11 protein-coding genes are annotated in these 14,195 nt (G+C 37.4%); 7 read left to right on the forward strand and 4 right to left on the reverse strand.

Annotated elements, in window-relative coordinates:
* Positions 1-31 precede the first annotated feature (31 nt).
* The 6 genes from G5B37_RS10615 (at position 32) to G5B37_RS10640 (ending at position 8,844) form a co-directional block, all read left to right on the forward strand.
* Complete coding sequence (locus tag G5B37_RS10615; RefSeq protein ID WP_164680009.1) at positions 32-1,108, forward strand: PA0069 family radical SAM protein; 1,077 nt, start codon at positions 32-34, stop codon at positions 1,106-1,108.
* A gap of 50 nt (positions 1,109-1,158) precedes the next feature.
* Positions 1,159-2,874: a helix-turn-helix domain-containing protein gene (locus tag G5B37_RS10620; RefSeq protein WP_164680010.1), complete on the forward strand. Its 1,716-nt coding sequence runs from the start codon at positions 1,159-1,161 to the stop codon at positions 2,872-2,874.
* Positions 2,875-3,105: 231 nt separating this feature from the next.
* Entirely contained in the window at positions 3,106-3,519 is a 414-nt protein-coding gene (locus G5B37_RS10625) for a hypothetical protein (protein WP_164680011.1), read from the forward strand.
* Between the two features lie 201 nt (positions 3,520-3,720).
* Positions 3,721-4,578, forward strand: coding sequence for a TraB/GumN family protein (locus G5B37_RS10630; RefSeq protein WP_164680012.1), 858 nt, complete (start codon positions 3,721-3,723; stop codon positions 4,576-4,578).
* Positions 4,579-4,751: 173 nt separating this feature from the next.
* Positions 4,752-7,133, forward strand: a complete 2,382-nt coding sequence (locus tag G5B37_RS10635; protein WP_164680013.1) for a hypothetical protein — start codon at positions 4,752-4,754, stop codon at positions 7,131-7,133.
* 13 nt (positions 7,134-7,146) lie between these two features.
* Positions 7,147-8,844 carry a tetratricopeptide repeat protein gene (locus tag G5B37_RS10640; protein WP_164680014.1) on the forward strand — a complete coding sequence of 566 codons (1,698 nt, stop codon included), beginning with the start codon at positions 7,147-7,149 and terminating at the stop codon, positions 8,842-8,844.
* An 18-nt stretch (positions 8,845-8,862) separates the two neighbouring features.
* On the opposite strand, the gene G5B37_RS10645 is transcribed toward G5B37_RS10640, so the two are convergent.
* The 3 genes from G5B37_RS10645 to G5B37_RS10655 form a co-directional block, all read right to left on the reverse strand.
* On the reverse strand, positions 8,863-9,525 hold the full coding sequence (locus G5B37_RS10645) for an HD domain-containing protein (RefSeq protein WP_164680932.1): 663 nt from the start codon (positions 9,523-9,525) through the stop codon (positions 8,863-8,865).
* On the reverse strand, positions 9,518-10,264 hold the full coding sequence (locus G5B37_RS10650) for a lysophospholipid acyltransferase family protein (protein WP_164680015.1): 747 nt from the start codon (positions 10,262-10,264) through the stop codon (positions 9,518-9,520). Before G5B37_RS10650 ends, G5B37_RS10645 begins: the two co-directional genes overlap by 8 nt.
* 78 nt (positions 10,265-10,342) lie before the next feature.
* Positions 10,343-10,753, reverse strand: coding sequence for a BrxA/BrxB family bacilliredoxin (locus G5B37_RS10655; protein WP_164680016.1), 411 nt, complete (start codon positions 10,751-10,753; stop codon positions 10,343-10,345).
* A gap of 218 nt (positions 10,754-10,971) precedes the next feature.
* Here G5B37_RS10655 and G5B37_RS10660 point away from each other — a divergent pair, with 218 nt between their 5' ends.
* The gene (locus G5B37_RS10660) at positions 10,972-11,715 is read left to right on the forward strand and encodes a TerB family tellurite resistance protein (protein WP_164680017.1); all 744 of its coding nucleotides are present in this window, start codon (positions 10,972-10,974) and stop codon (positions 11,713-11,715) included.
* An 87-nt stretch (positions 11,716-11,802) separates the two neighbouring features.
* Here G5B37_RS10660 and pbpC read toward each other — a convergent pair whose 3' ends face one another.
* Positions 11,803-14,115: a penicillin-binding protein 1C gene (gene pbpC / locus G5B37_RS10665; protein WP_404814779.1), complete on the reverse strand. Its 2,313-nt coding sequence runs from the start codon at positions 14,113-14,115 to the stop codon at positions 11,803-11,805.
* Positions 14,116-14,195 lie beyond the last annotated feature (80 nt).

A 14,195-nucleotide genomic window follows, 5' to 3' on the forward strand; every position in this document is an offset into this window, starting at 1 on the left:
ACTTTGAGGTTCTCTTTTACTTCAAAGTTTTATGTCGAAATCTCCAGAACACCTAAAAGGTCGTGGTGCGCAAAAGCGTGTACACAATAGGTTTTTTGAATTTAGCCATGAGCTTAGGGACGATTTTTTAAATTTCTGCGCCGCTGAAGGAGAACAGGTCGATAAAAACAAGACAAAATATCTCGAGGTATTTCCTAAAACGCTAGTGAATAAGGTAGATAGTCCAGACGTTGGGATGGGTTTTTCTGCCAATCCGTACCAAGGGTGTGAACATGGCTGTGTGTATTGCTACGCTAGAAATAGCCATGAATATTGGGGATATGGAGCTGGGTTGGATTTTGAAAGAACGATACTTTTCAAAAAAAATGCACCTACCTTATTGGAAAAGAAGATTATTGGTCGCAATTGGGAAGGAGATACCATTGTTTTTTCAGGCAATACAGATTGCTATCAGCCATTAGAACGCAAGCTTGAAATTACCAGAAATTGTCTTGAGGTGATGCGAAAGTGGAAGCACCCCACCGGCATCATTACAAAAAACAGCTTGATTTTACGCGATTTGGACATACTAAAAGAACTCGCGGCGATTCATTGTATTTCGGTGAATATTTCTATCACTTCGCTATCTGAAAAGACACGCCTGCTACTAGAGCCAAGAACTGCGAGTATTAAGCAGCGACTCAAAGTGGTTCAGGTACTTTCAGAAAATAATATTCCGGTGCGAGTGATGATGGCTCCTATAATTCCATCGCTAAACAGTCATGAAATATTGCCGTTGGTAAAGAAAGTTTCAGAATTAGGAGCTATAGATGTGGCGTATACGGTGGTTCGGCTAAATGGAAAAATTGCTGAAATTTTCAGTGATTGGGTTCACAAGGCGCTACCTAACAAAGCAGATAGAATTTTAAACCAGATAGCCGATTGTCATGGAGGTACGTTAAACGACAGTCGTTTCGGAACACGAATGCGCGGGGAAGGAAATTTTGCCATTCAGATTAAAGAGACCATGGCACTGGCGAAACGAAAATACCTTATGAACAAAGAAACACCGCCATTAGATAGGTCTCATTATCTTCAGTTAAAGAATCCGCAGACGCGACTTTTTTAATAGTATCTTTGAATATTGTTACATAATATCGAATTCAGCTACACATAGGCATGAACTATTTTTTCTTAGCACTACTTAGCATTTCAACCGTATTTTCGGCAACTTCACAAACTAAAGAGTCATTAGCAGCTTTGTCTTTTGAAGCTATTAGAGATTCCATAAATGCTACCATGTATTCAGATCCGGATACGTCATTACGGGTAGCAGAGGCCTATATTTTTAAGGCGCAACAAGAAAACAATAACGAGAAAGAGTTTTTGGGTTTAGAAGCAATTGCAGTGAACTATATTGCGCGAAGAGACTACAAAAGCGCCAACACACAGGCATTACAAATGCTATCGTTTGCAAGAGAAAACGACCTGCGCAAAGAAGAGATGCGGGCCTTAATCTTTCTTGGGGATCTTCAGGTTGTGGTTACCTCTGCGCAAGAACAATTAGCGTATTACAACCAACTATTAGAGCTGGCAGAAACGTATAAGAATGACGAATATAGAGAGATAGCACTCAATAAGATTGCAAACATCATGGATATAAGTGGTGAAACGCAAAAAGCGGTTGCCATAAGAAAGAAAACCATAGCTTATTATAAAAACAAACCTATAGACACTTCTTTTACCCAAAAAGACCAAAACAGTGCCTTAATTAGGTCGTACAATCTTTTGGGCGCGAGTTATATTTTAGCACAACAGATAGATTCTGCCAAGATTTCTGCTATGAGCACTAAAGAGTTGGTGAGCAAAGAACTAGATTCTTGTTACGCTACATTTCATTATACCTTAGAGGGTGAAATTGCTTTTGAAGAAAAACGCTTTAACGACGCTAAAAATATATATAATACGGCGTATGATATTTGTCCGAGCGATTATGACATCGTAGCGTTGAATAGGGCCTATACGTTTGGTAAAATAGAAGTTGGAGCTGAGAACTATAACGAGGCGATTCGAATTTTACAACAAGGTCTAGATTCTTACCAAGTTACTGAAGTAGAAGAAGGCTTTATGAAAGACTATTATGAGCGTTTGGCAGAGGCTTATAAACATACAGGTGATTTTGAAAGGGCTAGTCATTATTTCGAAAAATATTGGGATAGTCAGGAAGAGTACAAAAAATTGGAAGACAATGCAAAGCAGGTAATTTTAGCAGAAGAGCGTGCTGCTTTTAAAAAGGAATTTGACGAACTAAAAGCCGCTAAAGAGCAGGGTCAGAGTAAGATTCAGTATATTTTGCTAGGAGCTTCTCTTGTGATATTGGTGTTGCTGTTTTTATTGCTGAAATTTTATCGCAACAAAAAAAGGAATGAGGCAAAATTTGAAGCGTTACTTGCGAAAATTGAAGCAGCACAATCGCCAGAGGAAATCATCGATACCAAAGATGAAATATTAGAAGAAAAATCGGGTCAGGATGTTTCCGAAGAAATAAAAAATCAGATTCTTGAGGGCTTAAAAAAGCTAGAGGAAAAAGAATATTATCTGCAAACGGAATGTAACTCTTACAATGTTGCCAAGAAAATAGGGACCAATACTTCTTACTTGTCTAAAGTAATAAATTCGCATTACGGGAAGAATTTTAATACCTACATTAACGATTTGCGTATTAACTATGCTATTGTACGGATAAAAAATGATGTGCTATTTAGATCGTATTCCATACAGTCTATAGCCGAAGAAATAGGCTATAAAAGTGCCGATAGTTTTACCAAATACTTCAAAAAAGATACGGGTTTAAATCCGTCATTTTACATCAAGAACATAAAGAATATTGCCTAAAAAGGTGAAGTTAGACCTAAATTTATAAATTTCGGGACGCACGTTCTTGGGTTTTAAAAAACTTCAGAATATTTATGTGTTCTCAATAAATACAGTAGCTACCGCGTTTTTTAGCCGCCCTATTTTTCTGAAAATGGGGTGGCTTCTCTTTATTATAGGAGTACTGTGTTGCAGATTTGTGGTATCAAAATTTCACAACCCCGAAACAAGCGGGATTTAAAAGATACAATCATGACACAAAACAAAACTACAAGAAGAATTATTAAAATCACGCTAACATTTTTTGGTTTGCTTATCGCAATTCCTTTTTGCTTCGGAATGTATACAGGCATTACATCGCATACTAACACGAGTGAAGCAATTGTAAAAACACTAAAGGAGGAATGCGACTGTAAAGCAATAGAGGTGTCTCATGCGGCCTATGGACTTCAGTTTAGTAAAGATGACGGCATTACCACACAAAAGGCAGCCTACATTTTGAAGGATTGCAATGCAGCCATGACGATTTCAGAAACTATGAATCGAGTTCATACTTCGTTACTGACGAAAGTTGAAGGATACGAAAAAATGGACGTTGTTCAGTTTGTTTTCGAACAAGATGAAACGTCTAGCACAGTAGAAGTGAATAACGGAATTATTCAATAAGCTATGAGACGTAAAACCACTACTGCAAAAATTCAATTTATAAAGTTTGGTATAGGCATTATTGCCGGTATCACTATTTATCTAACTGTTTCACTACTTTTTTAATTTAACTATTATGATCGCAATTATAGAAATAACCCTAGCCGTTGTTTTATCATGGCTTTAAACAAATCACTAATTACTTTAAAACACAATATCATTATGAAAAATCTTAGAAATTACATCGCACTTATTATAACACTTCTCGCTGTAAGCACAACATTTGCACAAGAGAATGAGAAAAGCTTACTCTGGAAAATTGAAGGGAACGGAATTAAAACCTCGTATATTTTTGGCACATTTCACATGCTTCCTAAGCGTGATTTTATTATAAAGGAGAAAGTAAAAAGCGCCTTTGAGACCACTTCAGTTACTGTCTTAGAATTAGACATGGATGATCCTACTTTTCAAACTGAAATGATAAATAACGCCATGATAAAAGACGGAAAAACGATAAATGAATTTATGGATGCCGATGAATACTCGATAATAGACAAGTACCTAACCGAAAAAATGGGCGTAGGCCTCGCACAGTTTAAGTCGTTTAAGCCTCTTATGGTTTCTAGCGCAGTTATGATGGCATTTATAGGTAACGATGTTGCCAGTTATGAAGCTTCGCTAATTGGATTGACAAAGGAGCAAAATAGGGAGATAAAAGGTTTAGAAACAGTTGCAGAACAGATGAATATATTTGATGAACAGCCTTACGATGAGCAATTAGACGACATTGTAAAGCTTTTAAAGGAAGAAGGTATGCTTGAAATGTTTAATGCTATGATTTCACACTATAAAAATGAGGATATTGATGAGCTGTATAATTATATGGGAACATTTTATAACCAAGAACAACTAGATAGAATGTTACATATTCGCAATCAGAACTGGATTCCTAAAATTGGGACATACTCTAAAGAAAAAGCTGCATTTTACGGTGTAGGAGCAGGGCATTTAGGAGGAGCAAAAGGCGTTATAAACTTACTTAGAGAGGCTGGCTATACTGTTACCCCAATTCTTGACTAATGAAACGGTTAGTTAATTACAGAATACCGAGTGATTGCAATATAGACTGCAACGCTCGGTTTTTTTAGTTTATACGGTAAAAAAACACTCGAGATATATAAATCACGGGAGGCTTTTGTTGTTTTGTTAAGGGCTTTGATGTATTTTCATAGGGCTAAATAGAAATTCAGCTTATGAATCTCGTTGTACGTTTCCTTATTTTAATACTAATAATTAGTAGTGGTGCGTCAAGTATTGGTCAGACCTTGTTGCGGGGCACCATTCTAGACGGTGAAACCAAACAGCCTATTGGAGACGCTAAATTTGGTATTAGCAATCAGGGAATTGGCGCGATAACCAACAAAGATGGAAAGTTTACCTACCGAAAATACCATCATGTGTTAAGTGAGGCAAGCACGTTTGAAGTTTCGGCAAAAGGATATATTAGCCTAAGAGGTTCTGTAGATGTGCTTCGGAAACTTCAGAACAAACGAGGCAAAATCTATCTTGAGAAAATTTCCGAAGAGAACATACATCTACCACAAGCTTTAGGGAAAATTACCGTGTTTTGGGATGCTTCATCTAAGACTAGGGCTCGAGATACTGAGCGTGAAATAACATTTTTAAAAGAATTTCTTACCACTAAATCAGGAGCAGAAGTTAGGGTTGTTATTTTTAATGAATCTATAGTGTCGAATACGTCATTCAGCATTTCTGAAGCAACTACAGCAACTCTTATTCAGCTTATTGAAAATGTATCTTATAAAGGATATTCAGACTATAGTTTGCTTGAAATTGAACCTGCAGACGAAATTCTACTTTTTGCTGAAAATAAGCCGATGTTTGGAACTTTTCAATTAGACCAAAATATCCCAGTTCATAGTATTAACAGTGGTCTAAATACAATTAGTGATTTGTATTTTGAAAGTCTAGCTGATTTTACATCGGGTAGTTACAAAAAGTTGCGGCAAAATGAGCACACTATGACTTCTGTAACGAATGAATCTTATATAACAGGGCAATTTTTACAAGGCGAAATGCCGGTGCCCTACGCGATTATTGCTAAAGAGGGTTCTTTACAGGAGTTTAATACAGATGCCGAAGGATATTTTAAAGTGCCCGCGACAGCCGGTGATAGACTTACGTTCTATTCGTTAGGGAATTATCCAAAAACACTTACGGTGGCTTCAAAAACCTTGTATCAAGTCATGGCAGTGCCAAAAGCTGAACAACTAGCCGAAGTAAATTTAAAGGCATCGTATAAAAGATCTGAATATGCCTTCGATTCTATCCTGCAGTTAGATATGGTAGAAGGAAGAGAGGTGCCTGTGAGGTCTGTTCATAAAAGTCAGTTTAACAGAAATGCATTTACTATTGGGGATGCCATAGATGGTATTTATGGTGCGCGGTCTTATTATAGTCCACGACAAGGGCAAACCTATATTACAGTTGGAGGAGGTTGTGCTAGAGTCTTTGTAGATGGTGTTGAAATGCGTGTAGAATCCATACCGGTTCACCTGGTTGAAAATATCTCAATTTTCAAATCGTATAGCAGAGTACTTCCATGTCCGTCCAGAATTATTGTAACCACAAGGTTGCATAAAGATAGAATTGACCAAAGATTACGAAAGAAAGGATATGAGCAATTAAAAAATAATTTTTATACAGAAGAGGTGCCTATTTTAAATTTTGATGCTGTGGCTACAGATTATTTAATTGATGTGGATTCAAAGTTGAGCACTAAAATTAAATTAGAGAAGTACAGAAGTCTTAGAAAACGGTATAAAGATAAAGTAGATTTTTATGTAGAGATGGCACTTTACTTCTATCAATTAGATGCTGGCGCAGCGCGCGAGGTTAGAAATGATTTTGCCTTTGTAGCAAATGATAATGTGAAGGCATTGAGAATTTTGGCCTATTTACATGAACATGCAAGAGAGTTTCTACAGGCCCAAAAAGTATATACAAGAATTTTGGAAATGGCACCAAATGAGCCCCAATCGTATAGAGACTTAGCACTTATGTTTCAGGAAACAGGAGCGTATGATAAATCATTAGAATTGTATTTAAATATGTTAGGGAATGGAGTTCCTGGAGTAGATTTTACTCCTTTACATTCAGTTTTGAGTAATGAGCTACAACGATTAATAAATTTGTACAAACATAAAATTGACTACCACAGGCTACCAAACGATTGGCTAGTTACCAATTTTAATATCGATGTAAGAATGACAGCCACATGGAGCGATACCAACGTACCGTTCGAGTTTCAGTTTGTAAACCCTGAAAAACGATTTTATAATTGGAATTCTGATGATAATATTACCAAAAAAGCATTAAAGGAAACTACCACAGAAGAATTTGTGATAGATGATGCGCAGTCCGGCAATTGGTTAATTAACGTTAGGTATACGGGTGATGAAAATGCAAGTAATATTCCGCCTTATTTAAAATACACAGTATATAAAAATTTTGGAACCCCTCAAGAACAGCGACAGATTAAATTGGTAAAACTAGATACTCAGATTAAGAAAGTAACGCTAGACTCATTTAATTATAGCAAAACACAACCTTAGACACATTTGAATTATGAAAAAAGCAGCTACATTTTTGACTCTGATTTTGCTAACTACGCTGGTGATGAAAGCTCAGGAGCGCCCCTTGTTAATTGAAGGAAAGATTACCACAACCAATAACGAGCCGGTTGCAAATGCATTGGTAACGGTGAAAAACACCTTTATTGAAAGTGAAACTGGCCCAAATGGAGTCTTTCGTCTTCCTGCTTTAGCTAGTGATGAGTTGGTAGTTACCGCCTTTTTAATGGAGACGAAAACGGTGGCTATTCCAGAACCAAATACATTTATGAATATTCAAGTAGATTACAATGCTGAGGTGTTAGAAGCGGTTATTCTTGAAGAAAAGGAAAAGAAAAAGTCAGAAGAGATTGATACGGGTATGGGCAAAAGAAAGTCTGATGCCATGGGATATTCTGCAGACACAGATATGCATCGTTTTATTTCTGTAGCCGATGTGGATATGTATCAAGTAGCAAGAAAAATGCCCTTTTTAAATGTGGTTGGACCACTCAACAATCCGGTAGTATTTACAAATAGAATGTCTGGAATGTTATCTACAAGTAGAGTGCCAATTCAAGTGATTGTAGATGGAATTCCTGTAGAGCAAAACGTGCTAGCAACAATTAACCCGAATTTTGTAACAGATATTACCGTATTACGAAGCCTTGCAGGAACTGTGAAGTATGGTTCAATAGGAGCTGGGGGGGTTATGTTAATTACAACAACAAATTCTGGGTCTGGTTCAAAAAACAACAAAGCGCTACCGTCTTTACTTGTTCAAGGTAATGACTATGCTGAAGAGGTACTTCCAATTTCAGAAAATATAGCTGTGGCAACAAGTGAATATCTTACTGCACTAACGCCTTACGACGATGTTAATGATGCCCTTGCCGTTTACAACAAACAACGACAGCAACTAGAGACTCGAAACTTAGGTTATTATATAGATGTGGCACGGTATTTTTCTAGATGGGGCGATGCTTATCGCTACATGATTTTAGGAGATTTGTACGAACAAGCCAACAGCAACCCAAGAATACTCAAGACCATTATTTATATTTTGGAAGAAGAAGAGAATTTTTTGCAAGCCGCTTATGTACAAGAAAAGTTACTTGAATTAGAACCAGATCATATTCAAAACTATAGAGATTTAGCTCTTTTATACACCAAAATTGGCAAGTATAACCTTGCTGCAACGCTGTATAAACAAATGATTTCAAATACAATACCTAATGTAGATTTTAATCCTATAAAATCCATTGTGGTCGATGAATTCAGACACTTAATTGCCAATCACAAAAGGAATATTGTATATAAAGATATCCCGAATGAATTACTATCACTAAATTTTAAAAAAGATATTCGTATCGTAATTGAGTATTCCAATCCGATGTCTGAATTTGATGTACAGTTTGTAAGTCCAGACAAAAAATATTACACCTGGAGCCACAATTATTTTGACAGTAAAGACGTGATTGAAGAAGAGATTGCAGAAGGTTACAATATGAAAGAATTTCTTATTGAAGATAGCGACCGTGGAGGTTGGCTCATTAATATTCAGAAAAAGGATGCTAACACAGGTGCTAACCCTACATTTTTAAAGTATACGTTATATCGAAATTTTGGCTTGCCAAATGAAGAGAAAACTGTAAAGGTCTTAAATCTTGCCAGACACACTCAAAAAGTAACATTAGATACCTTTATATATTGAGAACAAGGAATGAATGTATTAGCGTTCACCATTCCATTCGGCGTAGAATTGAGCCAAATAGTCTGTCATAAATTCATGTCTTTTTTGAGCAATAGATGTAGCTGTTGCCGTATTCATTTTATCTTTTAACAGCAATAACTTTTCGTAAAAGTGATTAATGGTTGGCGCGGTAGAAGCTTTGTATTCTTCTGGTGACATTTCTAGTTTGGGTTTAATGTTGGGGTCGTATATTTTTCTGTTTTTATAGCCACCATACTGAAACGTTCGGGCAATACCAATTGCACCTAAAGCATCTAGCCTATCTGCATCTTGAACTACTTCGAGTTCTAGAGAGTGAAATGTTTTTGTGTCATTTCCACCTTTAAAAGAAACGTTAGCAACAATGGCTACGACATGGTTTTTATCTACTTCGGAAATTTCCTGAGACGATAAAAATTGGTCTGCCTTTTTCGGACCAACAGTATCGTCACCATCATAAAATTTAGAGTCTGCTATGTCGTGCAGTAGTGCAGCTAGCGCCACAATTAAAATATTAACAGGTTCTTGCTTCGCAATGAGCAATGCATTTTTATACACACGCTCTATATGAAACCAGTCATGTCCAGCTTCTGCATCTTGTAATTCTTTTTTTACAAATGCAATTGTGTTTGCTAGTATTTTCTCATGGCTTTGCTCAATCATTTTCAATACCTTCAAGAACAGTTTTTTCAACTAATTGTAAGAGGTTCTGCTGCTCATAGTTAGCCACAATTAATGGTTCATGAACTTTCATTTTAAAATGTACCCCCAAAGGCATTGGAAACAAACCAAATCGCTGTAGTTTCCACGAATTGCTAATACTTACGGGCAATACAACGGCGGTAGGAGCCTGTTCAAATAGTATGGTTAACCCTTTTGGTCTAAAGGGTTTTGGCTGCCCGTTTCTGCTACGTGTGCCCTCGGGAAAGATAACTACTGCTCTTTTATTTTTTGAAATATAAGTTGCTATTTTTTCAATTTGTTGCGTTGCTTGTATGGAATCTTTACGGTCTATTAAAACCGAACCTCCTTTGCGTAAGTTATACGATATAGAAGGTATTCCTTTTCCTAATTCTATTTTCGATATAAATTTGACGTGCAATTTCCGAAGAAACCATATCAGTGGCGGAATGTCCCACATACTTTGATGGTTAGATGCAATTATCACCGGTTTCCCCACAGGAAGATTTTTAGGCATTTCAACAGAAAAACGGGTGCCTAAAATATGTAGTGTACGTACTATGGTTGCATTAAATATATCTACACTGTTTTTATGAATGGAATAACCAAACAGGATAAGAGCTATGCGTTGTACTACATCATAAAACAGCAATCCCAGCCCAAAAAGGAGGTAAAAAAGTACCGACAACGGATAGCTTAAGATTTTGAGTAAAGGCTTCATAACATTCAAAAATAAAAAAACCGTTTTCTATCGAGAGAAAACGGTCTAATTTTATTCTAAAAAAGAATTATTTGTGCGTTAGCAATGCTCGTTATAAGCGCCCATTAAGTTTTCAGCAATCATATCTGCTGGACGTCCTTCAATATGGTGGCGTTCTAGCATGTGTACCAATTCTCCATTTTTAAACAACGCCATAGACGGTGAACTTGGTGGGAAAGGTATCATTTGTGCTCTTGCAGCATCTACTGCCTCGCGATCTACACCCGCAAAAACCGTTACTAAATGGTCTGGTGTTTTTGCATTCTGTAGACTTGTTCTGGCTCCAGGACGTGCATTTGCTGCAGCACATCCACAAACCGAATTTACAACTACCAAAGTAGTTCCTTCTTTAGCAAGGGCTGCCGTTACATCTTCTTCTGTAAATAATTCGCTAAACCCAATGTTGGTAAGGTCTTCGCGCATTGGTTTTACTAATTCTGCTGGATACATAGTCGTTTCGTTTAAGTCATTAAATTTGAGTTACAAAGATAATCAATTCACCTCGTACCTAAATAACAAAAGCTAGAAATCCCAAAGACCAGCATGTAGTCTAATATCAATAGGCAGTATGTACTTTTTATTTATTCGGTCAAATTTATTTTTTCGTAACAAACCCTCCCAAAGCATTACTTATATTTGCAATCCTTTTATTAAGTAAAGAAAAGTAGATGATTCGTTGGTTGGCAGCCGTTTTAGGGTATAGTTTTTTTAGATTTCCTGGAGCCATTGTTGGTTTCTTATTGGGTACGCTTATAGATAAAATGATTGGAGGTCAGAAAACTGGTGGAAGTACGTTTCAACAGGTATTTCAGCAACAAGACGATAAAGTTTCTCCGGCAGATTTTGAGCTTAACCTTCTTTCTTTAGCCTCTTTAGTGATTAAGGCAGATGGTGTGGTTAACCAGAAAGAGCTGGATTATGTCCGTCTATATTTTGTGCAAGCCTACGGAAAGGAGCGCGCTAATGCTACCTTTAAAGTTTTTAACGAAGTCATAAAAAACAGGCAAATTTCAGCAGCAAACATCAGTGCTTTACTTCGTAGTCGTACGCGCTACGAATCTAGGTTACAAATACTTCATTTTTTATTTAGCATTGCAAATGCAGATGGTTATGTAACGCAACCCGAAGTAAATGAAATAAATAATATTGCTAGATATCTTGGTATCCAGCTTCGAGATTTTGAAAGTATAAAGGCCATGTTTTTTCAAAATCCAGATAGTGCGTATAAAATTTTAGAAATTGAGAAAAGTGCTACAGTTTCAGAAATAAAAACGGCATATAGAACAATGGCTAAAAAGTACCACCCAGATAAGCTAATACATATGGATGCTGCTTACCAAAAAGGTGCCGAAGAGAAGTTTAGAAAGGTGCAAGAAGCATACGAGCAATTACAGAAGGAACGCGGGTTTTAGTTGTTTTTGTGTGGAGCAACTACAAGTTAGTCGTGCGAAAGCTTGAAGTAAACTTATTAAAGAGAATTTCTAATTCTGAAGGACTTTCTAGCTAGATGCATTTTCAATAATGACTTTCTGATTAATTTCATTACCATCTTGGTCTACGGCGGTGAGCGTGTATTCCCCCTGCAATGGTTGCAATGCAATTTCGTGGAATGTTTCTGTTGCAGCAATGAAACTGCCATCTAGATACCAATATATTTTGGTTTCTGTATTGCGATGGGCGATTTTAAAAACGACTTCTTGGGTTTGTTCTTCAAAATTTTTAGCGAGCAAAATGGTTTCGTTTTTCTTCGGAAATATAAACTCCATCAAGCGCTCTCCGTCTTGCAAACAATCGGGTCTAAACGGAGGTAAAATTTTATATTCTGGATGGAGAGGAGCGTAGTAATATTCTAAAACAGGCGGTAGAGTAAACCAAGACTGTTGCTTCATTTGTGCCAATTCATAGCAAGAAGAATTTACGCGGTATTGTTCGTTTTCAGCTAAAAAAACCTGTTGATGATATGGGCATGGCTGAGAACGCACACCGTGCTTCGGAATGTATTCGGAAATCGTTTCGCTACAAAATACGCCTGCTAGATGTCCACTAGTAGCACAGATGTCTACTTCGGTTAAATCGTCGTAAGGCATGCCAAACCATTCGTTTTTTGGTAGCACATCCAATACGTCAAAAAGTATGGGAGCCGCTGCTTGCAATCCTGTTAGTCCTGGTCTACCCTCACCATCGGCATTTCCAGCCCAAACTCCAATAGCATAGGTGCTAGTTACTCCTACCGCCCAAGCGTCTTTAAATCCAAAACTGGTACCCGTTTTCCAAGCAATAGGTTGTGAGTTGCTAAAGAAGTCCCAATTTTCTTCGCCCAGAGGTCTGTTTACTTTTTGTAAAGCTTCAAATGTTTTATAGATGGCACCTGCACCAAAAAGAGTAGGATCTGATTTTTTTTCTGAATCGACCATAGTGGCCTGTACATAAGTCGGGGTTTGATAATCTGTACTTCGATACTCGCTAGACGTTTTGTTGAAAAAGTTTAGTGTAGAAGCCATACCCGCGTAAGCATTGGTGATTTCCCACAAGGTACTTTCACCTCCTCCTAGAATTAAGGACAGACCATAATAATTTGCGTCTTTGTCTATATGGTCTAGAGATAAACCGTCTAATCTTTTATGAAAACGCTCTAAACCATATGATCTTAGCATACGCACAGCAGGCACATTTAACGATTTAGAAAGTGCAATACTTGCTGGTACAGCACCATTAAATTGTTTGTCGAAATTCTCTGGATTGTAACCATTAATTACGGTTGGAATATCTGCTATGAGCGTATTTGGCAATAATTCACCACTGTCTAGCATGGCTGTATATAGAAAGGGCTTAAGAATACTACCCGTACTTCTGGGCTTGTCAATTACATCTACAAACTTATTGTTTTCTATAGTGGTTGGGGCATTCCCAACATAGGCCAGAATTTCTCTGGTTTCTACATCTAATATTAAAATTGCTAGATTGTGAATTTCGTTTTGTTGCAATTGATAATGCCGTTCTTTGGCAATTCTCTGAACGGTCTTTTGTAGATGAAAATTAATGGTAGTGGTGATACGTTCTCCCGCATGCTCTTTGCGAATTTTTTCGGTAAGATGTAGCGCTGTTTCGGGAAGCGGGAGCGGTTTTCCGGGTAAACGTTCGGCAATAGCCAGCTCATAGGTGGTTTGGTCTATAATGTTCTTAGTAAATAGCTTTTGCAACAAACGGTCGCGTTTTTGTTGTAATAACGTTTCATTTTTACCTGGAAAAATAAGCGCGGGTGCATTTGGTAATACTGCGAGAGAAGCGGCTTGCCCCCAACTTAATTCGCTTGCGGGAATGCCAAAATAACGCCACGAGGCTGTTTCTAGGCCAACAACATTGCCTCCAAAAGGTGCGTATGTTGCATAGAAATTTAAAATTTCCTTTTTAGAGTATCCAGCTTCTAAGCGGGTCGCCTGAATGATTTCAATCACTTTTTCGCTGTAACTACGTTGCTTGTTTTTGCGGGCCAACCTAATTACCTGCTGCGTCAAGGTACTTCCACCACGACGCTTTTCCGAAGTAAGGTTTCCCCATAACGCTTTACCAATAGACACTGGATTAAAACCTGGATGACGGTAAAAATATTCGTCTTCAAAATGCAACAAAGACTGCTCAAACCGATACGGAATAGAATCTGAAGCTGGAAAGCGCCATTGTCCGTCTGTAGCAATACGCGCACCAATTAAAATACCTTCCTTACTTTCAACAACTGTGGCACTAGGGTCTTTAAATAGGGGGCGGGGAAGACAAAAAAGCCAACACACTAGGCCAACACAAAACAAACTCAATTTGAATTTATGCCGCTTAAAAAATGAAAGAATGTGTTTTCTACTTTTTTGCATTTTCCTCTAGAAATAAAGAAATTTTA

This window comes from Rasiella rasia (assembly GCF_011044175.1).
Taxonomy (GTDB): Bacteria; Bacteroidota; Bacteroidia; order Flavobacteriales; family Flavobacteriaceae; genus Marinirhabdus; species Marinirhabdus rasia.

Coding starts and splice junctions, on each gene's coding strand:
- G5B37_RS10635 (WP_164680013.1), top strand. CDS start 4,752: ATGAATCTCGTTGTACGTTTCCTTATTTTAATACTAATAATTAGTAGT.
- G5B37_RS10655 (WP_164680016.1), bottom strand. CDS start 10,753: ATGTATCCAGCAGAATTAGTAAAACCAATGCGCGAAGACCTTACCAAC.
- G5B37_RS10625 (WP_164680011.1), top strand. CDS start 3,106: ATGACACAAAACAAAACTACAAGAAGAATTATTAAAATCACGCTAACA.
- G5B37_RS10660 (WP_164680017.1), top strand. CDS start 10,972: ATGATTCGTTGGTTGGCAGCCGTTTTAGGGTATAGTTTTTTTAGATTT.
- G5B37_RS10645 (WP_164680932.1), bottom strand. CDS start 9,525: ATGATTGAGCAAAGCCATGAGAAAATACTAGCAAACACAATTGCATTT.
- G5B37_RS10640 (WP_164680014.1), top strand. CDS start 7,147: ATGAAAAAAGCAGCTACATTTTTGACTCTGATTTTGCTAACTACGCTG.
- G5B37_RS10620 (WP_164680010.1), top strand. CDS start 1,159: ATGAACTATTTTTTCTTAGCACTACTTAGCATTTCAACCGTATTTTCG.
- G5B37_RS10630 (WP_164680012.1), top strand. CDS start 3,721: ATGAAAAATCTTAGAAATTACATCGCACTTATTATAACACTTCTCGCT.
- G5B37_RS10650 (WP_164680015.1), bottom strand. CDS start 10,264: ATGAAGCCTTTACTCAAAATCTTAAGCTATCCGTTGTCGGTACTTTTT.
- G5B37_RS10615 (WP_164680009.1), top strand. CDS start 32: ATGTCGAAATCTCCAGAACACCTAAAAGGTCGTGGTGCGCAAAAGCGT.